This window comes from Psychromonas sp. SR45-3 (assembly GCF_014163575.1).
GTDB lineage: Bacteria > Pseudomonadota > Gammaproteobacteria > Enterobacterales > Psychromonadaceae > Psychromonas > Psychromonas arctica.
In genome coordinates this window covers 1-23,724 of sequence record NZ_JACJDP010000010.1, presented here as the reverse complement: position 1 = coordinate 23,724, position 23,724 = coordinate 1, and the positions used below count along the sequence as shown (strand labels likewise).

At 36.7% G+C, this 23,724-nt stretch carries 21 protein-coding genes; 2 read left to right on the top strand and 19 right to left on the bottom strand.

Annotated elements, in window-relative coordinates:
* Positions 1 to 39 precede the first annotated feature (39 nt).
* Positions 40 to 1,887 (top strand): methyl-accepting chemotaxis protein, encoded by a 1,848-nt coding sequence (locus H5084_RS07640; protein WP_182690084.1) that lies wholly within the window; start codon positions 40 to 42, stop codon positions 1,885 to 1,887.
* 190 nt (positions 1,888 to 2,077) lie between these two features.
* Here H5084_RS07640 and H5084_RS07635 read toward each other — a convergent pair whose 3' ends face one another.
* The 3 genes from H5084_RS07635 to glyQ form a co-directional block, all read right to left on the bottom strand.
* Positions 2,078 to 3,331 carry a valine--pyruvate transaminase gene (locus tag H5084_RS07635; protein WP_182690083.1) on the bottom strand — a complete coding sequence of 418 codons (1,254 nt, stop codon included), beginning with the start codon at positions 3,329 to 3,331 and terminating at the stop codon, positions 2,078 to 2,080.
* A 395-nt stretch (positions 3,332 to 3,726) separates the two neighbouring features.
* On the bottom strand, positions 3,727 to 5,793 hold the full coding sequence (gene glyS, locus H5084_RS07630; RefSeq protein WP_182690082.1) for a glycine--tRNA ligase subunit beta: 2,067 nt from the start codon (positions 5,791 to 5,793) through the stop codon (positions 3,727 to 3,729).
* A 14-nt stretch (positions 5,794 to 5,807) separates the two neighbouring features.
* Positions 5,808 to 6,713, bottom strand: coding sequence for a glycine--tRNA ligase subunit alpha (gene glyQ / locus H5084_RS07625; RefSeq protein ID WP_028869415.1), 906 nt, complete (start codon positions 6,711 to 6,713; stop codon positions 5,808 to 5,810).
* Between the two features lie 771 nt (positions 6,714 to 7,484).
* On the opposite strand from glyQ, the gene H5084_RS07620 reads away from it, so the two are divergent.
* Positions 7,485 to 8,189, top strand: a complete 705-nt coding sequence (locus H5084_RS07620) for a DUF2161 domain-containing phosphodiesterase (protein ID WP_037071887.1) — start codon at positions 7,485 to 7,487, stop codon at positions 8,187 to 8,189.
* Positions 8,190 to 8,192: 3 nt separating this feature from the next.
* Here H5084_RS07620 and H5084_RS07615 read toward each other — a convergent pair whose 3' ends face one another.
* From H5084_RS07615 to mioC, 16 genes are all read right to left on the bottom strand, one after another.
* Positions 8,193 to 10,040 carry a DUF4105 domain-containing protein gene (locus H5084_RS07615; RefSeq protein WP_182690081.1) on the bottom strand — a complete coding sequence of 616 codons (1,848 nt, stop codon included), beginning with the start codon at positions 10,038 to 10,040 and terminating at the stop codon, positions 8,193 to 8,195.
* Positions 10,041 to 10,097: 57 nt separating this feature from the next.
* A complete protein-coding gene (locus H5084_RS07610) occupies positions 10,098 to 10,580 on the bottom strand; it encodes a DUF3015 family protein (RefSeq protein WP_028869418.1) in 483 nt (160 codons plus the stop codon).
* 491 nt (positions 10,581 to 11,071) lie between these two features.
* Positions 11,072 to 11,491 carry a F0F1 ATP synthase subunit epsilon gene (locus H5084_RS07605; protein WP_028869419.1) on the bottom strand — a complete coding sequence of 140 codons (420 nt, stop codon included), beginning with the start codon at positions 11,489 to 11,491 and terminating at the stop codon, positions 11,072 to 11,074.
* A 15-nt stretch (positions 11,492 to 11,506) separates the two neighbouring features.
* Positions 11,507 to 12,904: a F0F1 ATP synthase subunit beta gene (gene atpD / locus H5084_RS07600; protein ID WP_025565305.1), complete on the bottom strand. Its 1,398-nt coding sequence runs from the start codon at positions 12,902 to 12,904 to the stop codon at positions 11,507 to 11,509.
* 30 nt (positions 12,905 to 12,934) lie between these two features.
* Entirely contained in the window at positions 12,935 to 13,801 is an 867-nt protein-coding gene (gene atpG / locus H5084_RS07595; protein ID WP_028869420.1) for a F0F1 ATP synthase subunit gamma, read from the bottom strand.
* A gap of 47 nt (positions 13,802 to 13,848) precedes the next feature.
* Positions 13,849 to 15,390: a F0F1 ATP synthase subunit alpha gene (atpA, locus tag H5084_RS07590; RefSeq protein WP_028869421.1), complete on the bottom strand. Its 1,542-nt coding sequence runs from the start codon at positions 15,388 to 15,390 to the stop codon at positions 13,849 to 13,851.
* A gap of 12 nt (positions 15,391 to 15,402) precedes the next feature.
* A complete protein-coding gene (gene atpH / locus H5084_RS07585; protein WP_028869422.1) occupies positions 15,403 to 15,936 on the bottom strand; it encodes a F0F1 ATP synthase subunit delta in 534 nt (177 codons plus the stop codon).
* 11 nt (positions 15,937 to 15,947) lie between these two features.
* Complete coding sequence (atpF, locus tag H5084_RS07580; protein WP_028869423.1) at positions 15,948 to 16,418, bottom strand: F0F1 ATP synthase subunit B; 471 nt, start codon at positions 16,416 to 16,418, stop codon at positions 15,948 to 15,950.
* 38 nt (positions 16,419 to 16,456) lie between these two features.
* On the bottom strand, positions 16,457 to 16,714 hold the full coding sequence (gene atpE, locus H5084_RS07575) for a F0F1 ATP synthase subunit C (protein ID WP_025565310.1): 258 nt from the start codon (positions 16,712 to 16,714) through the stop codon (positions 16,457 to 16,459).
* Positions 16,715 to 16,801: 87 nt separating this feature from the next.
* Positions 16,802 to 17,602, bottom strand: a complete 801-nt coding sequence (gene atpB, locus H5084_RS07570; RefSeq protein WP_028869424.1) for a F0F1 ATP synthase subunit A — start codon at positions 17,600 to 17,602, stop codon at positions 16,802 to 16,804.
* Positions 17,586 to 17,996 (bottom strand): ATP synthase subunit I, encoded by a 411-nt coding sequence (locus H5084_RS07565; protein WP_028869425.1) that lies wholly within the window; start codon positions 17,994 to 17,996, stop codon positions 17,586 to 17,588. The genes atpB and H5084_RS07565 overlap by 17 nt, the downstream gene beginning before the upstream one ends.
* 229 nt (positions 17,997 to 18,225) lie before the next feature.
* On the bottom strand, positions 18,226 to 19,134 hold the full coding sequence (locus H5084_RS07560) for a ParB/RepB/Spo0J family partition protein (protein ID WP_028869426.1): 909 nt from the start codon (positions 19,132 to 19,134) through the stop codon (positions 18,226 to 18,228).
* A 1-nt stretch (position 19,135) separates the two neighbouring features.
* Positions 19,136 to 19,930 carry a ParA family protein gene (locus H5084_RS07555; RefSeq protein ID WP_028869427.1) on the bottom strand — a complete coding sequence of 265 codons (795 nt, stop codon included), beginning with the start codon at positions 19,928 to 19,930 and terminating at the stop codon, positions 19,136 to 19,138.
* A 29-nt stretch (positions 19,931 to 19,959) separates the two neighbouring features.
* A complete protein-coding gene (rsmG, locus tag H5084_RS07550) occupies positions 19,960 to 20,586 on the bottom strand; it encodes a 16S rRNA (guanine(527)-N(7))-methyltransferase RsmG (RefSeq protein WP_028869428.1) in 627 nt (208 codons plus the stop codon).
* On the bottom strand, positions 20,586 to 22,475 hold the full coding sequence (gene mnmG / locus H5084_RS07545) for a tRNA uridine-5-carboxymethylaminomethyl(34) synthesis enzyme MnmG (protein ID WP_028869429.1): 1,890 nt from the start codon (positions 22,473 to 22,475) through the stop codon (positions 20,586 to 20,588). Before mnmG ends, rsmG begins: the two co-directional genes overlap by 1 nt.
* Positions 22,476 to 22,845: 370 nt before the next feature.
* A complete protein-coding gene (mioC, locus tag H5084_RS07540) occupies positions 22,846 to 23,307 on the bottom strand; it encodes an FMN-binding protein MioC (protein ID WP_028869430.1) in 462 nt (153 codons plus the stop codon).
* Positions 23,308 to 23,724 lie beyond the last annotated feature (417 nt).

Here is a 23,724-nt window from a genome sequence, read left to right as displayed (position 1 = left end):
ATTCTCATCAGTGCTTTTATAATATGGGCATGGCATGAGATGGATAAGCCATATCAAATCAATCAGTCTTACCATGCTATAAAATCGGAATTAGCCTCTGATGTAACACTTTCTTTACAACATTACCTTGCTTCAGGTGATGCTAATAAATTACTTGATGCAAGTAATAAACTAGAAAAACTACGTGATACACCTATAGACTGGCTTGAACAAAGGCAATCAGACTCAGTCATTATACTAATTACAAAATTACAGAAAGCGATTCAACAGGCAAGAGCAGCAGGGAAATTGGCTGCAAATCCAGAAATTTTATTAATAAATAACGAAGTAGAACGACATGATCTAATATCTGATTTAATTGCTTTAACTAAAAAATCCGACGTTAGCATGATAGTTAAAACACAATATCTGCAACAATTATTAACTTTAAGTCAACAGTTACAAAAAATTGGGTTATTAAGACAACGCTATTTACAACTAAATAATTCACAAACAAAACAACAACTGTTAACAGAAAATGAAATAGTTCAAAGTAATATTGATCAACTCGATGCTTTACCTAGTTTACTTTTATATACCACAGAAGAAGTCGACGAATTTAGTTTTGATGAGCCAGAGACTGTTGATTTAACGAGGCAAAGCATTAATGATTTAAGCAGTTTAAGTAGGCGTTATCCCAAAGAACTAACCAACACAACTAAAATATTAACGGCCATAGTGAGCAGCCAAGAACAAATAACACTCGCTTTAAATAATTTAGTTCGAAGTTTTACCTTATATTCAAATGTGGTCGATCAACAAAAACAGGAAATAACCAAAAAAGTAAAATTAATTGGCACCTTTACGTTACTAATATTTATTTTGATCCTAACAATATCTGCATGGCTACAGTTCAAAAGCTTACATTTTATTCGCCAGCTTTTGCCATTTTTTGATGCATTAACAACGGGAAATTTTAGTAAAAAATTCACTATCAAAAGCCAACTATCAGAATTCACTTCAGTGACTCTCCGTTGCGAGCAATTACAAAGATATTTGATGGACCTTACAAGTGCCTTAAAGGCACAATCAGAACAATCCTTAATAGAGAGTAACTTATTACAAGAACGTACTCTACAAGCCGCAGAGAGCGGTCAACAGCAACAAAAGCAAACAGAGTTAGTAACGTACTCCATTTTAGCTCTATCAAATTCATTTACTGATGTTACCGAGAGTGCAGCAGAAACTTGTCAGCAGACAAATAAAGCCGTTAAACTAGTTGATATGGCAAGTACAACATTAGCGTTACAAGTAAATAGAACTCAAAAACTATCTGATAATATTTTATCGTTAAGTAAAGTAGTAACAAAATTAACTGCCGACACTGCCTCTATTAATAATGTATTAGAAGTGATTAATAACGTATCTAAACAAACTAACTTATTAGCTTTAAATGCAGCTATCGAAGCGGCTAGGGCAGGAGAGCAAGGCCGAGGCTTTGCTGTAGTAGCTGATGAAGTACGTGCTTTAGCAATTAGAACATCACATTCCACAAAAGAAATACAAACCATCATTGATCATTTACTATCAACAACGACTGAAGCAAACGAGATGGTGTTATTACAAAGTAATGCAGCAATTGATTGTGCAAACCATAGTTTATCAGTACAAGAAGAACTAAATTCAGTTTCCCATATTATTGATAGTATATATGAACATAACAATACTATAGCAACCGCAACAGAGCAGCAGTCAATCACTATTAATGAGGTTGCAATAAACACGAAAACGATTGAAAAGCACACTCATCAAGTCAGTACACATCTACAAAAAATTAATCAATCAAGTGCCAGCATTAAAACAATCAGCGAAGTATTAAACTCATTGATAGTAAAATTAAAACACTAAGAATATTAATAAGAAATAGAGGGAAAAAGGAAGAGAGTATTTATAAAGAAAAGGTTAGTGAATTGGTCTTCACCTTGATTTGAGTTTATTGATTTGAGTTTATATTTTAATTCTTTCCTTTAAAAATACTCTTTGCTTTAAAAGTCGCTATAGGTTGTTTCACGTGAAACAACCTATCCAAAGTTTATTATCATTTCTGTTGATATAACTCATTCACAACCGATGCTAAAATATCAACACCACGTTCAACAACATCACTTTCTTGTGCATAATTGAGTCGAATACATTCATGTGTATGTTGCCAATCCTGATCAAGTCCAGGGAAAAAATAATGCCCAGAAACAACAATCAAACCTTTCTCTTTTAATCTCTTATAAAGTTCATTCGAGCTAATAGGTAAATCTTTAAACCAAAGCCAAAGAAATAATGCACCTTCAGCTTTATGAATTCTGAAGTTTTTATTAGTTATTTTTTTCAATAATAACGACATAGCTATTTGAGATTTTTGTTGATAAAAAGGTTTAATTACATTGTCGCTCAACGTAATAATTTCTTTCGTTTTTACGAGAGGCAATACAATTTCAGGTCCAATTCCGCCAGGGGATAGTGCCATAATGCCCGATAGATTAGACATGGCTTTAATAATACTTGGATTGGCAATCACAATACCGCAACGTGCACCAGGTAAACCAAATTTAGACAAGCTCATACATAAAATAGTATTGTTATTAAAATGAGGCTTAACATTCTCGAAAATAATATTAGGGAAAGGAGTACCGTAAGCATTATCAATAATAAGCGGAATATTATGCTGTTTAGCTAGCTTATCTAACTTCTCTATTTCACTATCAGTTAAAACATTACCCGTTGGATTAGTAGGACGAGATACGCAAATAGCACCAATATCATCAGTTATTTCTAACGCATCAAAATCAACATGGTATTTGAATTGTTGATTTTCTAATTCCGTAATTTTAGGTCGAACAGCAACAAATGATGCTTCTGAAACGCTGGCATCAGCATAACCAATATATTCAGGTGCTAATGGAAATAATATTTTACGTTTTTTTCCATTGCTAAAATCACCCGCTAATAAATTAAATAGGTAGAAAAATGCATTTTGACTACCATTAGTTAACATTATATTTTCAGAAGATAAATTCCAATCATATAAGTCATTAAATAGTTCTGCCAGTGCAGTAATAAAACTATCTTTCCCTTGAGGCCCATCATAATTAGCGAGCGTATCAACTAACTTCCCTTCATTTAATAAGTCCTGCATTAGGTCAGTGAATCGTTTTTGAATAGCCGGAATAGAGGCGGGATTGCCACCACCTAGCATTAAAATATCATCACCGCCTTTTACGCCTTTATTTAGATCATCCATTAACTCTGTTATGCCTGAGTGCTGTGTAAATTTATTTCCAAATGTTGAATAGGGCATGCAAAAATCCTGAATATAAAATGAGAATTAAAATAAAATATTAATTTAAAAAAAACAATTGTTTCATGTGAAACAATTACAGACAACAACGATTAAATTTAAAATGTAATAAAGATGCATTATAAATTTAATAATTATTCAACCAAACAGTTTATTAAATTTGAGTAATATTTTAAGCAATCTGTCTGGTTTACGAGCTAACATATTAAATGATAGGACCAATAATGATAGGTAATATGCTTTAGCCTTAAAATGAATCTAGCTATTTCAAACTTAAATAGCCTCTTAGATAATTAAGATTTCAAGTATTGTTTCACGTGAAACAAAAAAGCTCAGTATGTACTGAGCTTTTTATAATAACTATTCACCGTTTTCGGATTAATCGATAATAATATTTATAGCACCGATACATCAGCAACTTGTAAAAATAAGTTACGTAAACGATTTAGTAAGGCTAAACGGTTATTTTTTACAGCTAAATCATCCGCCATTACCATCACATTATCGAAAAAAGCGTCTACAGGCGTCTGTAAGCTAGCTAACTCAAACAAGGCTGACTCGTAGTCTCCGACTAAAAATAAAGGGCTTAGCTTGCTTTCTAGGGCGCCTAAAATTTCAACAAGTGCGATTTCAGCGTTTTCTTGAAGCAAATCTTGACTAACTTCATTACTAATTTGTTCTGTCACTTTAGCAAGAATATTACTAATACGTTTATTAGCAGCAGCAATCGGAGCTGCTTCAGGTAAAGTTTGGAACTTAGCAACCGCTTTAATACGCTTTTCAAAATCAACAGGTTTAGTTGGACGACGTTCTAATACAGATTGAATTAACTCAACTGAATATCCGTTTGCTTGATAAGTTGCACGGAAACGAGCAAATAAGAAATCAACAACATCAATAACGACGTTATCATTTGTTAATTTATCTGCGTACTCTGTCTTAGCTATTTCAACTAAATCGACAATATCTAAGTCTAAATTTTTATCTGTAATGATACGTAATAGACCGATAGCAGCACGACGCAATGCAAATGGGTCTTTGTCACCTTTAGGTGCTTGTCCAATACCAAATATACCCACCAGCGTATCTAATTTATCTGCCAATGAAACGGCACAAGCAACTAAAGAAGTAGGTAGTTTATCACCAGCAAAACGTGGTAAATATTGCTCATTCAAAGCCACTGCAACATCTTCATGTTCGCCATCAAAGCGAGCATAATACATCCCCATTACACCTTGAACGTCTGGAAACTCCATTACCATTTCAGACATTAAGTCCGCTTTTGATAATAAACCAGCGCGTTGTGCATGTTCAGGATTTGCTTGAATACTAGTCGCTATTTTTTCAGCAACGGCGCTGATACGTTCAGATTTCTCTTTTAACGTGCCTAATTGCTTTTGGAATAATACAGTTGATAGCGATGCTAAACGGCTTTCTAATGTTTTCTTTTTATCCGTTTCAAAGAAAAATTCTGCATCCGCTAAACGAGGGCGCACTACTTTTTCATTACCAGAAACAACTTGCTTAGGATCTCGACTTACAATATTTGAAACAAAGATAAAGCGTGGTAATAAATTGCCTTCTTTATCTAATACTGGGAAGTATTTTTGATTATCTTTCATCGTGTAAATAAGCGCTTCAGAAGGAACTGCTAAGAACTTTTCTTCAAACGATCCCACTAATGTTACTGGCCATTCAACTAAAGAGGTAACCTCTTCTAATAGTTCATCATCAATTGCAGCAACACCATTTTCATGGGCTGCAAGCGCTTCTACTTGTTCACGAATGATCGCTTTACGACGTTCATAATCAACAATAACTTTACCCGAGTCATCTAATAACGATTCATATTGATCCGCATGAGATAGCGTTAGCTCAGCTTCCCCCATGAAACGATGTCCACGAATAGTGCGATCTGAAGCAACACCTAATAATTCACCTTGAATTAATTCACTACCAAATAACATAGTTACGGTATGTACAGGGCGAATAAATTGTGTACTTGCACTTCCCCAACGCATTGGTTTTGCAATCGGTAATTTAGCTAATGCCGACTCCGCAATCGCTGGGATAAGACTGTTAATATGTTGGCCTTTCACCGCAGACTTAAATAATAGCCATTCACCTTTATCAGTGACTAAACGTTCAGCCTCTTCAACGGTAATGCCATTAGAACGTGCCCAACCTTGTGCCGCTTTAGTCGCAACACCATTTTCATCAAATGCTACGTTTACTGCTGGACCACGCTTTTCAACTATTTTATCTGCTTGAGTCGCGACTAGATTAGTGACGACTACAGCTAAACGTCTTGGAGATGCTAACCAATTAACTTTTTCAAATGTTAATTCAGCTTTATTTAGTTCAGCTTCGATATTGCTAGCAAATGACTCAGCAAGTTTGCGAAGTGATTTTGGTGGTAACTCTTCGGTTCCCAACTCAATCAATAAATTTTCTTGTGACATTAAACTTGCCTCTATTAATTTAAATTTTTACAAAGTGGGAAACCAAGTGCTTCACGCTTAGCGTAATAAGCCTCTGCAACAGCTTTTGATAACGAACGCACACGTAATATATAACGTTGGCGCTCAGTAACAGAGATTGCATGACGAGCATCTAACAAGTTAAAAACATGCGATGCTTTCATTACTTGCTCATAAGCAGGTAACGGCAAGCTAGCTTCAATTAATTTTTGGCTATCTTTTTCACATTGATCAAACTGTGTAAATAATGCATCAACATCGGCATATTCAAAATTGTAGGTCGATTGTTCTACTTCATTTTGATGGAAAATATCACCGTAAGTCACTTTACCCATTGGGCCATCTGTCCATACGAGATCGTAGATACTATCCACACCTTGAACATACATAGCAAGACGCTCTAAACCATAGGTAATTTCACCGGTAACAGGAGAGCACTCAAGTCCCCCCACTTGCTGGAAGTAAGTAAACTGTGTCACTTCCATCCCGTTTAACCAGATTTCCCAGCCTAGTCCCCAAGCACCTAACGTTGGTGATTCCCAGTTATCTTCTACAAAACGAATATCATGGATAGAGGTATCGATACCAATTTCTTCAAGCGATTGTAAATACAACTCTTGAATATTTTTAGGAGATGGTTTTAATACGACTTGGAATTGATAGTAGTGTTGTAAGCGATTTGGGTTTTCACCATAACGACCATCAGTAGGACGGCGACAAGGTTGTACATAAGCGCTGCTCATTGGCTCAGGACCAATCGAACGTAAAAAGGTTTGTGGGTGGAATGTTCCAGCTCCAACTTCCATATCAAGCGGTTGAACTATTGCACAACCTTGGCGAGCCCAGAAGTCTTGCAATGCAAGAATCAGCCCTTGGAATGTTTTTGTATCGAATTTTTGCATGATTTAGGCTTCGAGTTGATTGAAAAAAATGAAATCTATTATACCTATTGGAGCCAATTATACCAATGGCAATAGCGGTATAGACTAACTTTACAAGCGAATAGCAGAGAAGTAGATCAAACAAAATCGAATAATTTTAATACTATATAGATCTACTATCAGACTGAGTGTAAAAATAATACTAATTATAGTTAAGTGACTAGCTATTTAAACCATACCTAACTACCAACAACATAGAACATAAACAACCAATTCAATATGAAAAATACTTAAAAAAATAATAAGAAGTAAGTACTCACTTTCAGCCGTCAGCTTTAATAAATGATAAATCAATTTTAATCTTACTTGCTGTATCAACTTACTAATCACAACAATAACGATGGCAGCGATCAAAACATGGGTCACTAAGAAACTCTAATTTTGCGCAGATAACATAATTAATATTGTGGTACCCCACCGGCTAAAGTGTCGTTTTAGTTAACGCATCGCGCTCACACTTAAACCTGTCGCGATGTCTAATTATGATGGGGAGATCACTCCTGCTTATCTCTGCAACGATAAAAGCATAAAGTTAATAATGATTACCGCCTAGATCACCGGGACATAGTTAATCTGGTGTAATTAGCGGTAAATGATCAAAACAATAATCACAGTAAGAACGGCTATTTAACACATAGATACGGAAAATAACGGCACACCATCGATTTGCTTATCAGGGATTGAGGTAACATACTAATCAAACTATATAATTTAAGCGAAATACTATTAAGAATGCCTAATAAAATAAAAGAAAGTGATTTATATCTGCCGATTAAGAACTATCTACAATGTTTAGACTATGAAGTTAAGGGTGAGATAAAAAATTGCGATATCGTCGCTAAAAAGAATGACCAGATTATTATTGTAGAATTAAAATTAAATTTAAATATCACCTTGTTATTACAAGCAGTAGATAGATTTAGTTTGTCTGATATCGTTTATATTGCAGTACCCAAACAATGCACTGTTTATAAAAAACAAAATAAACAGGTTAAAAAGCTAATTAAACGACTAGCAATCGGTTTAATTGTCGTAGATATCCAACAAGAGCAACAATATGTGGAGGTGGTATTTGATCCTCAAGACTACATGCCACGCAAAAATAAACGTAAACAGTCCGGATTATTAAAAGAGTTTAACCAACGAGTAGGTGACACGCAAAAAGGCGGCTCTACACGCTCTAAAGCAGGATTAACTGCATACAGACAACGTTGCATTCGCGTTGCAGAGTTTTTTCTAGCACAACCAATAGCTAAAGGCGCGGATATCAATAAAGCCATCACTGAACCACAGGCAACACGATTTTTAAGTGACGATTATTATGGTTGGTTTGAAAAAATAGAAAGAGGAACTTACCAATTATCAGAACAAGGTAAAAAAGAACTACCAGAGTGGCTACTAAAAGCGAAAGAGTTCACCACAACTGAGTCGCTATAAAACTTAAAAATAATGATATAACGTTAATTTAACCATCGACTCTTGAGCACGCCACTTTTGATGACGCAACTTACTGCGTAGCGCCCAATTGCGCTCAAAAGCCCAATTCCAGTCGAGATCAACCTGATAATGATAATCTACATCGGAGTCAGGTAAATACATTATATTCGCCATTAAAGCGGCCTTATTGGATGTATTCACTTGCCAAATAGCACCTAATTCAGAGCCTACTCCAGCCTTTAAATCATTATCGGTGATGTCACCGCCGTTTAGTTCAAAAGAACCTAATAAATAAGCTTGTAATTGGTTTGGATCACCAATTGATTTGCCGTAACCACCTTGTGTGAACCAATGCCCACTTTGCGTTTTTTTATCAGCTTGTCGATCAAATCCCATGCGTATATTCCAAGACCAGCTATCAAAAATTCTATTATCAACAGGCAATGCCATTGCATCAATAAAATACAGTTTTTCCAAGCGGCTATTATTTGCATTATTAATGCTCGCTTCAATATCAAAAAAACTAATCTGGGCGCCAGGGATAAAACCAGCAGATTGATCTAATAAGTCATGGTAAGCCAGCCTATAAGATATACTATAACGAGCTTGATCACTGTCAGTATCGGCAATAGACACACCAAAACGTGATGAACCATGCCCTTGCTCTGGCGATATACTAGGTTTCAGTGGTTGAGTGAAAGGTGATGGTAACTTTATTTTACTTCGCGCCATTAATAAACGATTAGTACGTGGTGCAACGATGTCACGGTCTAACCCTAGATCATAAAATTCAAAATTTAACCATTCATAAGCCATTTCTAAAATGGCTGCTTTCTGTTGAATAGTATATGCGCTTTCATCTAGCTCGCCGCCTTCCATCAAAGAACGCGCGGCTTTTAATTCAGTATCAGAAAGTTGTTGTGAATAATGGAATAACTTAGTGCCAAAAGCTGGTCTATAATTAGGCTCTTGTAATAATTGATTATCTCTCAATACTGCAACAGTATCAGAGGGAATAGCTTGCATCGTGAACGAAGAAGTTAAATCAATATTTTCACGTGCAAGTTGTAACAAAGAAAGTAACTGATAAGAGCAGTTTTCATCAATAAAGTAATAATCGAAGTGAGTTGATTGTAATTCCCATAAATGCAACAACACACGCTCAACTTCAATAGGTGTTAAATTCAGTTTATATTCCCAAATATCTCGAGATTCTAAATCGTTGTATTCTCGTACTTTACGATAATAGGGCATTAAAGAAAAACGCCCAGGATAAGACCCAACTAACCCTTTATAAGCGTAGGTAGCCGCATTATCATGTAAATCTGGATCTGCGGCAAAATTAACAGCAAATGCTACTAATTCTTTATTTCGGGTTTGATCTTTGGCATCGATTCTTAATAAAGTATGGCCAAATATTGAAGAAGGATTATTCATAAAAGCAGTTGGGAAGACTAAGGTAATACCAGCAGGGTCAATAACCGTTTTCCATCGCTGCAATTCAGGGCAATCTAACTCACCCCAATCATTATCAACTTTAGTTTTTAACCAGTTAAAACGAGCGGGAAAGCGACAGATCATTACGTTAGTTTCTTCACTATTTAAGTTTTTACCATTAAACGCATCAATGGTTGCGAGTAATTCAGCTTTAGGGTTTGTTTTTCCCTGTGTCGCAATAAAAAAAGAAGACTCATCGACTTCACTCTTCCAATCACTTGTAACAGCGGTTCTATAATGTCCAAGCTGTAACCAATAACTATCTTGTGATAATTTTGCTAAAGAAGAATCTGCCAGTAATGGGATAGAGAAGAAAGCCAAGATGCAGAAGAGTATTTTACTTTTTTTATTCATAGCCACTAAACAAAAAGCCCCAATAGGGGCTTTTATTATAAGTATATAAAGAAATGCTTAAGAGAGAGTGTATGCAGAAAGATCTGCATTATTAGACATCAATGCATTCAAATTCTCTAATACTGCTTGAGAAGTTACATTTTCAGAAGTGAAAACATCAGAGAAGTTTGCTTGTGCAAGTTGATTAAATGTCACTTGATCTTCAGCTGATAAACCCCAAACTTCTGCAAGTGTTGATAATGTTTCACCTTCACCTTTAGACATGTCACGTGCTAAGTTATCCATATTTCCATCAATAAATAGAGATACTTTAGCTGTTGAAGTCACTGTATCAGTACCATCACAACCTAATGTACCAAAAGTAATACCGAAAGTTTGGTTACCAGAAGTACCATTTGTCGTTGCACCCAACACTTTAAATACTTTACCTTCTTGGCCTGCCATAACCATTGAACCCAGACCACAACCAATATCTTGGTCAGCCATCGCACTTGTAAATGGTAATAAAGATAGCGCTGCAACTGCAATTAACTTTTTCATATATAAATCCTTTAATAATATATCGAAGAGTGATTAATACTTTATTTTGACACCTGTTCACATTAAGTTGTCATGTAAACAATATGTTAACAATAGCATAATAAATATATTACAACTACCAACTAATTAAACACTGAAAAAATATTCTAGAAGAATATTTATTAAAAGAAAACAAAGAATTATAGACAATAATAGTATTTAATACGATTGTGATCTGAATCTAAAAGCACATATAAAAATATCAAAATTTGTTGCATATTAGTATTTTTATTCAAGCACTTTAATCAACAATCAATAGGTGAATTTTAGACGAGAGAAGAAAATCGTTGAGAACAAGCCTGCAAGGTATGTTATAGACTTGACCTATAAAAATGGCTTTTTGAAAATATAAATTTCACTTTTATTACTATTAGCCTCGTTAGTTACCCAAAATTAACAGCAATAAAAAAGGCGACCATAAGGTCGCCTTTTTTTAACGAAAGTTTAAATATCTACTTACGTGTTAACTTAATAGCACGTAACTGCGCAACTGCTTGCGCAAGTTGTGCAGTAACCAGTGCAAAATCAATATCCTTAGAAGGATTTGACATTTGTGCTTCTGCTGCACGTTTAGCTTCTTCTGCTTTCGCTTTGTCAAGATCTTGACCACGAATTGCAGTATCGGCTAATACCGTAACACCACCTGGCTGTACTTCAAGAAAACCGCCTGAGATATAAATGACTTCTTCGCCACCATTTTGCTTAACTAATTGAACCATTCCTGGTTTAATTGGTGTCAGAAGTGGTGTGTGACCATGCATAATGCCTAGTTCACCTTCTTGACCAGATACTGATAAATGTGAAACTAATCCTTTAAATAAAGATTTTTCAGCACTTACAACATCTAAATGTGTGGTCATTGCTTTAGCCATAGTAACCTCCAGCTGTTACATTTTTTTAGCGTTTTCGACAGCTTCTTCAATTGCACCTACGTATAGGAACGCTTGCTCAGGAATGTCGTCGTATTCACCAGCAATTAAACCTTTAAAGCCAGCTAATGTGTCTTTAAGTGGTACGTAAATACCTGGGTCACCTGTAAATACTTCAGCTACGTGGTAAGGCTGAGTAAGGAATTTCTCAACTTTACGTGCACGAGATACGATTTGCTTATCTTCTTCAGAAAGCTCATCCATACCTAGGATAGCAATGATATCTTTCAGCTCTTTATAACGCTGTAAAATACCTTGTACACCACGTGCAATATCGTAATGCTCTTGGCCAACAACTAATGGATCAAGTTGACGTGAAGTTGAATCTAACGGGTCAATCGCAGGGTATAGACCCATTGATGCGATATTACGGTTAAGTACAACTGTTGCGTCTAAGTGAGCAAAGGTTGTTGCAGGAGATGGATCCGTTAAATCATCCGCAGGTACGTATACCGCTTGGATAGAAGTGATAGAACCCGTTTTAGTAGAGGTAATACGCTCTTGTAAAACACCCATCTCTTCAGCAAGTGTTGGTTGGTAACCAACGGCTGATGGCATACGACCTAGTAGAGCTGATACTTCAGTTCCTGCTAGTGTATAGCGGTAGATGTTATCAATGAATAGAAGTACGTCTTTACCTTCATCACGGAAGCGCTCAGCCATTGTAAGGCCAGTCAGGGCAACACGTAAACGGTTTCCTGGTGGCTCATTCATTTGACCGTAAACCATTGCCACTTTTGATAATTCAGGTTTTTCAACGTTTACAACGCCAGCTTCCTGCATTTCAAAGTAGAAATCGTTACCTTCTCGAGTACGCTCACCAACACCAGCAAAAACAGACAAACCTGAATGTTTCAGTGCGATGTTATTGATAAGCTCCATCATGTTAACTGTTTTACCAACACCAGCACCACCGAACAGGCCGATTTTACCACCTCTTGCGAATGGGCAGATTAGGTCGATAACTTTAATACCTACTTCCAGTGTTTCATTTGATGCTGACTGCTCTTCATAAGAAGGAGCTGCACGGTGAATCTCGTATTGTTCATCAGAAACAACAGGACCACATTCATCAATCGGCTCACCCAATACATTCATAATACGGCCTAATGTAGCCGTACCAACAGGTACTGTGATTGCATGTTTAGTATCAGTAACTTCTAAACCACGACTCAAACCTTCAGAAGCACCCATAGCGATACAACGTACAACGCCGCCGCCAATTTGTTGCTGCACTTCCATTGTTAGGTTTTTCTCAGTCACGATCAGTGCACTGTATATATTCGGAACGCTTTCTTGTGGGAATTCAACATCCACAACAGCACCGATAATCTGTACGATTTTACCTGAACTCATTTCTGATCCTCTAAAATCTTTATTTTAAAATTATACCGCAGCCGCACCGCCACAAATCTCAGATAGTTCCTGAGTAATTGCAGCTTGACGTGCTTTGTTGGCAACAAGTTGTAAATCTTCAATTAAGTCACTTGCGTTATCGGTTGCTGCTTTCATTGCAACCATACGTGAAACTTGCTCACACGCTAAGTTTTCCACTACTGCTTGATACACTTGAGATTCAACATAACGAACTAATAATGAATCTAAAATATCTTTAGCATCACCTTCGTAGATGTAATCCCAGTGATGGGCAGCAACTTCGTTATCACTTTCTGCTTTTGGCAGAGGTAATAACTGACTGATTGTAGGTACTTGTACCATGGTACTAACGAATTTATTGTTCACTATATACAAACGATCAAGGTCACCTGCATCATAAGCATCTAACATTACTTTTACCGAACCGATCAAGTCATCAATCGACGGTGCATCACCCAAAGCCGTAGCTTGAGCAACAATGTTAGCGCCTAAATTACCAAAGAAACTTTTTGCTTTAGAACCGACAATGGCTAAATCAACTTCAACACCAGCTTCGCTGTGTTTTTTCATTTCTTGGATAACCGGTTTAAACAAATTAATGTTTAAACCGCCACATAAACCACGATCACTTGAAATGACAATATAACCAACACGCTTAATATCTCTTTCTTCAAGATAAGGGTGGTGGTATTCCAAGTTACCTAGTGCGATATGACCAATCACTTTGCGCATAGTAGTTGCATAAGAAAGACTGCTTTGCATGCGTTGTTGCGCACGACGCATCTTTGATGCTGCAACCATTTCCATGGCACCAGTGATTTTTTGAGTGTTTTTCACACTCGCGATCTTATTTCTAATTTCTTTATCGCCGGCCATTTCTTACTCCTAATTAATGCTAACTAACGACTTTCGCCGTTAATTAATTACCAGGTTTGCGTCGCAACAAAAGATTCTAAAAGAGACTTAAATTGCCCTTCGATTTCTTTGTTGTAATCACCAGATGCATTAATTTGAGCATAAAACTCAGCATGCTCATTTTTAGCGTAAGAGATTAAAGATGCTTCAAAGTCTAATACTTTTTCAACATCGACATCATTTAAGAAGCCTTTCTCTGCAGCAAATAGTGATAACGCTTGTTCAACAACTGACATAGGAGCATATTGTTTCTGCTTCATTAATTCAGTTACTTTTTTACCATGCTCAAGCTGTTTACGCGTAGCTTCATCTAAATCAGATGCAAACTGTGCAAACGCTGCTAATTCACGGTATTGCGCTAAAGCAGTACGAATACCACCAGAAAGCTTTTTAATCACCTTACACTGAGCAGCACCACCAACACGTGATACAGAGATACCTGGATCAACCGCTGGACGTACACCACTATTAAAGAGTTCAGTTGTTAAGAAGATCTGACCATCGGTAATAGATATTACGTTAGTCGGTACGAATGCAGATACATCGCCCGCTTGTGTTTCAATGATTGGTAATGCTGTTAATGAACCAGTTTTACCTTTCACTGCACCTTTAGTAAAGGTTTCAACGTAATGCTCGCTTACACGAGATGCACGCTCTAGAAGACGAGAGTGAAGGTAGAAAACATCACCAGGATATGCTTCACGGCCCGGTGGACGTTTAAGCAATAGTGAAATTTGACGGTAAGCAACAGCTTGCTTAGAAAGATCATCATATACAATCAGTGCATCTTCACCGCGGTCACGGAAGTATTCACCCATTGAACAACCTGCATATGGAGCAAGGTATTGTAATGCAGCAGCTTCAGAAGCAGATGCTACAACAACGATAGTATTTTCTAACGCGCCATGCTGTTCAAGTTTACGTACTACGTTTGCAATTGTTGACGCTTTTTGGCCAATCGCAACATAGATAGAGTATAAACCTGTAGATTTTTGGTTAATGATTGCATCGATTGCAATAGCAGTTTTACCTACTTGACGGTCACCGATGATAAGTTCACGTTGACCACGACCGATTGGAATCATTGAATCGATTGATTTCCAACCAGTTTGTACTGGTTGATCAACTGATTTACGATCGATTACACCAGGTGCGATCACTTCAATTGGAGAGAAACCATCGTTTTCGATAGGTCCTTTTCCATCAATCGGCTCACCCATTGTGTTAACAACTCGACCAAGAAGACCTTTACCTACTGGTACTTCAAGAATACGACCAGTTGATTTTACCTTTTCACCTTCTTTAAGGTCACGGTAAGGTCCCATTACAACAGCACCTACCGAGTCACGCTCAAGGTTAAGTGCCATAGCAAAGCTACCATTTGGTAGTTCGATCATCTCACCTTGCATACATTCAGCAAGGCCGTTGATGCGAATAATACCATCGCTTACAGAAACGATTGTACCTTCATTTCGCGCTTCGCTTACCGCTTCGAATTTTCCAATTCGTTGCTTGATAAGATCGCTAATTTCAGTGGAATTCAGTTGCATGCTAACTTCCCATTAAGATTGTAAAGTATGTGATAAACGAGATAGTTGACCGCTAGCGGTGCTATCAATCACTAAATCACCGGCGGTAATAACCATCCCAGCAATTAACGATTTATCAATACTACAATTTAGGTTTACTTTTCGTGCGAGGCGTTTTTCCAACGATATACTCAACTCTTTCAACTGAACTTTAGACAGTGCATAAGCAGAGACAACATCAGCGTCGATCTCTTTTTTATACTCAGTTTCTAAATCAGAAAAAAGTTGTTTAATGCGTGGCAAAACACTCAAACGTCCATTTTCAGCTAATACTTTAATAAAGTTTTGACCATTCTCATCGAGTTGGTCTCCACAAACATTAATAAACAGATCAGCTAACTCTTTTGGTGCTTTATCGCGTGTTAGTATCTTTGCCATGGTTGCATCTTGTGCAACTTCAGCGGCAAAAAACAGCATCGTAGACCAAGCTTCGATTTTGTTATTACTAACTGCAAATTCAAAAGCGGCTCTTGCATAAGGACGAGCTACAGTAGTCAATTCAGACATAACTTCGCTCCTTATAGTTCAGCAACTAATTTATCAATAATGTCGCTATTCGCTTCTTTATCAATAGTACGCTTAATGATTTTTTCAGCACCCGCAATAGCTAGAACAGCAACTTGTTGACGTAACTCTTCACGAGCACGGTTACGTTCAGCTTCAACTTCCGCTTCACCTTGAGCAATAATTTTACTGCGCTCAGTTTCAGCTTCATTTTTAGCTTCTTCAACAATTTGTGTACGACGCTTATTAGCTTGATCGATAATTTCTGCCGCTTGTGCTTTAGCTTGTTTCAACTTATCAGTTGCTTTAGCTTGCGCAAGTTCAAGATCTTTTCCTGCACGTTCAGCTTGCGTTAAACCATCCGCAATTTTCTTTTGACGCGCTTCAATTGCGTCTAAAAGTGGTGGCCACACATACTTCATGCAGAACCAAACAAATATCGCAAATGCGATAGCTTGGCCAATTAGGGTTGCATTAATATTCATAACAGCTCCTTAGTAATTAAGTAAATTAGGATCCGTTATTAGCCCGCTAGTTGAGCTACAAATGGGTTTGCAAATGTGAAGAATAATGCAATACCAACACCGATCATTGCGATTGCATCGATAAGACCAGCAACGATGAACATTTTAACTTGTAACATAGGTGCCATTTCTGGTTGACGTGCAGCACCTTCTAGGAATTTACCACCTAAGATACCAAAACCGATAGCTGTGCCAGCAGCGCCTAAACCAATTAGAAGTGCTACAGCGATTGCAGTAAAACCTAATACTGTTTCCATGAAAAATTCTCCAAATAAAATTAAATTGTTTTATGTTTAAAAGTAATTACTTAAAAAGTAAAAATTAATGTCATACCTAAAAATTAATTAATGATCTTCGTGTGCCATGCTGAGATATACAATGGTCAGCATCATAAAGATAAAGGCTTGTAGAACAATAATTAAAATATGGAATACGGCCCACGGGAAGTAAAGTGGTAATTGCCAGTAACCCAGTAGTGCTATCAAAATAAATATCAACTCACCAGCATATAAGTTTCCAAATAAACGTAGTCCTAATGAAACAGGCTTCGCTAATAGCGTTACAGATTCAAGTAAGAAGTTTACCGGGATGAATGCCCAATGGTTAAATGGTTGCATAGTCAGTTCTTTAACGAACCCACCGAAACCTTTTACTTTGACAGTGTAGTAAATGATTAAAGCGAACACACTCAATGACATACCAAGTGTTACGTTTAAATCAGTTGTAGGTACAACTTTAAGATAAGGTACTCCGATAGTTTGCGCAGCATGAGGTAGCAAATCTACAGGTACTAAATCCATTAGGTTCATTAAGAATACCCAAACGAAAATAGTTAATGCTAAAGGTGCTATCAAGGCATTTTTGCCATGAAAAGTATCTTTTACATTCTCATCTACAAAATCAATCACCATTTCGATGAAACACTGTAACTTACCAGGTACACCAACTGTTGAATGTTTTGCTACACTACGAAACAACCAAAGAAATAATACACCGAGGCCTACTGCAACCAGTAGAGAATCGACGTGAAAAGTCCAAAAACCAGCATCATGCGCATTCCAACCACCATCAACACTCCATGTAAGGTTTGTTAAATGATGTTGAATATAACTTGATGATGTTAGAGCTTCACCTTGACCAGCCATGTTTTATCCCATCGTTGTTATAAAAAAAGAAAGGCGCTAACCACTGTGAGGCAACCAGCAATGAGAATGAAATATAGAAAGCTGTTAGTGATAACAACACGTATTTCAAAAACACAACAAACAGCAGCACAGTTAAAAAGAGTTTAATAGCCTCCCCTGCGTAAAACCCCCTAAGTACTTTTTTAGTTTGTCTCGCACCTGCGTGTGCAAATGCCATCAAAACAAAAATAAGGTTAGGAAGCAAAAAAGTGACTCCTCCAGCTAAGGCTGAATAACCAGACTTAATCGAAAAAAACACTGTTGAAACCAATGCAATAATTAGCATTAATAATAATTGAAAAGCCACCAATTTCAGCCCTGAAACCTGACCTTTTTTTGCTAGTTTATCAACCACTCTGATTTCCTTTTACTAGCTAATTCAAAGCATGAATAAATGATAAAAAATAATCAATTATTCGCCCAAATTAAAACTTGAGCAAATTATACCGACAAAAAATGTCAATGCAATATGGAGCGATGCGTTGAGGTAGTAGAATCGGGAAACTTTCATGATTATTTAATATAAAGCAGAGGAAACTGCATATGATCTAAAACAATAAAGTAACGAAAACCTTCGCTTTTCTTTATTTATTTTCTATTAATGTGATCAATGCATCTAAGTCTGTTATAGAACTGTAATCTATGACTAATTTACCAGATCCATTTTTACTATTTTTAGCTGTTACTTTTAGACCAAATTTATTTTCTAAAGTTGTAACAAATAACTCAGTTTTTTCACAAAAAAGAGGGGGCGTTTTAACTTTCTCTGGTGCTTGCGATTTTTTAACTAATTTTTCAGTTTCACGCACACTTAATGCTTTACTTACAACTATTTTAGCAAGATCAGATTGTAGTGTTCCTTCACACACTAATAAAGCGCGTGCGTGGCCCATCTCTAGATCGCCATGTTCTAATAATGTTTGAACATCTTCGTTAAGATTATTTAAACGTAGTAGGTTACTAACAGCAGTACGTGATTTTCCAACGGCTTGAGCAACTTCTTGGTGGGTTAATTCGAATTCATCAACAATGCGCTTTAAAGCAATCGCTTCTTCCATTGCATTAAGATTTTCACGTTGAATATTTTCAATCAAGGCGATTGCAATAGCGGCATCATCTTCCACATTTTTTATTAAACAAGGAATCGATTCAAGTCCAACTATTTTTGCTGCTCGCCAACGACGTTCGCCGGCAATAATCTCAAATTTTTGATGACCGGTCTCACGAACTACAAGGGGCTGAATAATGCCTTGTGCATGAATTGAGTTAGCTAATTCTTGTAATGCATCCGATGACATATCTCGACGAGGTTGGTATTTACCAACTTGCAACAGATTGATATCAATGTCTTGTAAGGCTCCTTGATCTTGATTAATACGCTGCTGTGTTTGTTCTGCATTCGCATCATGTGAGACTTGCTTATTACGCGTGACGGTACTGCTGCTTAATAATGAATCCAGTCCCTTACCTAAGCCTCTTTTTTTGCCTAACATATTAAATAACTTCCTGTTCTGTACTGATAGATTGTTCTTCTCGCCTTAAAATTTCACCCGCTAATGATAAATATGCTCTTGCTCCGGTAGAGTTTTTATCATAATACATCACTGGCTTACTAAAGCTTGGTGCTTCAGCTAAGCGAATATTACGAGGAATAATAGTGCGGTAAACTTTATCACCAAAATGCTTCTTTAATTGATCTGATACATCTGTAGATAATCGATTACGAGGATCGTACATAGTGCGCAAAATACCTTCGATCTTTAGATCTGCATTAACCACGGCTGCGAGTTTGCTAATCGTATCAACTAATGCAGTTAAACCTTCTAACGCATAATATTCACACTGCATAGGTACCAACACTGAATCAGCAGCTGTCATAGCATTAACTGTTAACATATTGAGCGAAGGAGGGCAGTCTATAAAGATGTAATCATAAACATCCCTAGCGCCTTCTAGAGCAGTTCTTAAACGTGTCTCGCGTGAGAAAAAGCTCATTAATTTAACTTCAGCTGCAGTAACATCACTATTAGCAGCGACTAAATCAAATCCCCCCGTCGTTTCAGACTCAATGACTTGAGCAAGGGGAAGCTCATCAATTAACAGGTCATATGCGGTATGAGCAACTTCATATTTATCAATCCCGCTACCCATGGTTGCATTACCCTGAGGATCAAGATCAATAATCAAAACTTTACGTTTAGTGGCCGCCATTGAAGCCGCTAAGTTAACACAAGTAGTCGTTTTACCAACGCCACCTTTTTGATTTGCAATCGCTATTATTTTACCCACAAAAACCTACTTAATATGTATTTGAGTGATTACGAGACACGCTTAACTTTCACTAAACAGCGTTCACCATCTAATTGTGGGACTTGTAATGTAACCGACTCAATAAATTTAAATTTAGAATCTAAATTATTAACTTCAGATTCAGGATATTGCCCTTTAAGCGCTAAGAAGTGACCACTTGTATTCGGTAAGTGATAACACCAAGATAACATATCTTCTAATGATGCAAAGGCACGGCTCAAGACACAGTCAAAACCAGTTTCAGGTTGATATTCTTCAACTCGGCTTTGTACTATCTCAACATTTTTTAACCCTAAACTGAGGATAGCTTGTCGAATAAAACGTAAACGTTTTCCTAAACTGTCTAATAAAACAAAATGTTTATCAGGATTTAAAATTGCTAACGGTAGACCTGGTAAGCCAGGTCCAGTTCCAACATCAATAAAGCTATCTCCCTGCAAATGAGGTGATACGACTATACTGTCCATAATATGTTTGACAAGCATTTGTGATGGATCGCGTACAGAAGTGAGATTATACGCTTTATTCCACTTAGCTAACAACTCAACTAACTGTACTAATTGAGATACTTGTTGATCTGTAATGACAAGATCCGTTTGCGCAATAAGCGCATCTAACTGAAGTCGTAAACTCATTAACCAGCCTTACGACGAACGCCGCTTTTCTTTAAGTGTATTAATAAAATCGAAATAGCAGCAGGGGTGATCCCTGATACACGCGATGCTTGACCAATACTTTCTGGTTTTAAATCATTTAGCTTCGCGGTCACTTCGTTAGATAAACCCTTGATTTCTGAGTAATCTAATTCTTTCGGTAAAAGCGTATCTTCATGACGTTTCAATTTTTCAATTTCATCTAACTGACGATCGATATAACCTTGGTATTTTATATTTATTTCAACTTGCTCTGCAGCGATAGGGTCAGCAATTGCAGGACCTAAACCTTCGATTTTCATCAAGCTTTCATAAGTCACTTCAGGTCGACGAATCATTGCTTCCAATGTACTTTCTCGTTGCATAGGTTTTTTCAATAATTCATTAATTTTGTCAGCGTTAATAGAATTAGGGTTAACCCATTGCCCTTTTAAACGTTTTAATTCAGTTTCTACAAGCTCTTGTTTTTTACTAAAAGCTTCCCAGCGTACGTCATCAACTAAGCCTAGCTCTCTGCCTTTTTCTGTTAAACGCGTATCAGCATTATCTTCACGCAATAATAATCGATATTCAGCACGGCTAGTAAACATACGGTAAGGTTCTTTTGTACCTAGTGTCGATAAATCATCAACTAATACACCAATATAAGCTTGATCTCGTCGAGGAGCCCAACCTTCTTTGTCTTGTACTTGTAAGCCAGCATTCATACCTGCTAATAAACCTTGAGCAGCAGCTTCCTCATAACCCGTTGTGCCATTGATTTGTCCGGCAAAGAATAAACCATCAATGTATTTGCTTTCTAACGTAGATTTAAGATCTCGGGGATCAAAATAATCGTATTCAATCGCATAGCCAGGACGTGTTACAAATGCATTTTCAAAACCTTTCATCGATTGAATGAAAGCAAGTTGAACATCGAAAGGTAAACTTGTAGAAATACCATTTGGGTAAACTTCATGCGTTGTTAAACCTTCAGGCTCTACAAATATTTGATGTGAATTCTTATCAGCAAAACGCATGATCTTATCTTCGATAGAAGGGCAGTAGCGAGGCCCTACACCTTCAATCACACCTGAATACATTGGACTTCGATCTAAATTAGCACGAATAATATCATGCGTTTTTTCATTGGTGTGAGTGATATAACAAGGGATCTGACGTGGATGTTCAGAACGATTACCTAAAAAAGAAAATACAGGTGTTGGATTATCACCGTGTTGAACCTCTAATTCAGAAAAGTCGATACTTCGTGCGTCAATACGAGCAGGTGTACCTGTTTTTAGACGACCCATGCGTAATGGCATTTCTTTTAATCGATCAGATAAAGTGATCGAAGCTGGATCGCCTGCACGACCACCACTGTAATTTTTTAAACCAATATGAATTAAACCGTTTAAGAAAGTACCTACGGTTAATACAACTGATTTAGCAGAAAACCGAACGCCCATTTTAGTAATAACACCAACAACGCGATCATTTTCAATAATCAGATCTTCAACTTCTTGTTGAAAAATTTGTAAATTTTCTTGATTCTCTAATTTTTCACGAATAGCTGCTTTGTACAAAAGACGATCTGCTTGAGCACGAGTAGCACGAACAGCTGGCCCTTTACTTGAATTAAGCGTTCTGAATTGAATACCACCTTTGTCGATAGCCGATGCCATTAAACCACCTAAGGCATCAATCTCTTTAACTAAGTGTCCTTTACCAATCCCACCAATTGCAGGATTACATGACATTTGACCTAATGTTTCAATATTGTGAGTCAATAATAGGGTTTTTAATCCCATTCTAGCAGGTGCAGCAGCAGCTTCAGTTCCTGCATGGCCACCGCCAATAACGATAACGTCAAATTGTTCATGGTAAATCATAATATTCCAAATACAGCTATATAAAATTAAAGTTAGATTTTACCCGTTTAAAAAATAAAGGAAAGCAACAAGGTTGTTTTAACAGAAAACAATAGTATTAGTATTATATATAGATCTTTAAAGATCTTTTATTACTATACTTATTAAGCAATTGAATTTCTGTGTAAAACAACTTTAATCGATTAAAGATCAGGATCTTAAAAGAGATCCGATCGTGTGCATAATAAGGGATCTTAATGCGATCAACCTGAGTATAGAAAAGTACTTTATCAACAGCCCAATTTATGCACATTTTTATAAAGTGATTACGCAAAACTAATTCAGTAGTTATAAATGAATTATGCACAGAAACTTGTGGGTAACTTATCAATTAAATAGCTAAATAATTAAGATCTTTTATAAAGAAAGGGATCCAATCTTCAACTTGGTCCTCTGGGATCGGTGATTCAACAACATCAATATTGAATATATTACCTAACCGATGCGCTCCTTTTTCACGTAACAGAAGATCGAATTGTTTTGCAGCATAACAATAAGTGTCGTAATTCGAGTCACCAACACCGATTAAGCCAAAATGAATGTTAGACAAATCACCCTGCATTTTATTAATCTGTTCTACTATTTGTTTAAAGTTATCAGGGTAGTCACCTGCACCATGTGTAGCTAAACAAATTAACCATATGTTTTTTTCTTCTATATTCAACATGGTTAAATCAGGAGAGAAGTGAACTTGAGTGCTAAAACCTGCTTTTTCTAAAAAAGGTTGGGTAGCTTCCGCAACATACTCTGTTCCACCCAATGTACTACCTACTAATATATCTATATTAATCACAATATTTTATCTCTCTATATAGGAACAAAACAACAAACAATGAATTTATAAAAACAGCATCTCATTATAACGCGTAAATATGTGCAATATAGTGCGTAATTAGTATGAAAATAAAGCAAGTTGTTCGCTAAATAATCATTCAATTTAATAATCACAAAAAACACTAATTAATACTTGCTAATGTGATCTGAGTCCCTATAATGCGCCCCACAGACACGGGATGTAGCGCAAGTTACTAACCAAGTCCGAACCAACAAACTCCTAGAGTTTGAGCCAACAAAAACTTTTAAAGTAATTTAAAATAAGATGTTGACAAGGTTCAAGGTTAGCGTAATATACGCCGCCTAGCCGCAAGGCACGCTCTTTAACAATTTAATCAAACAATCTGTGTGAGCACTTGTTGTTGATGTGATTTCA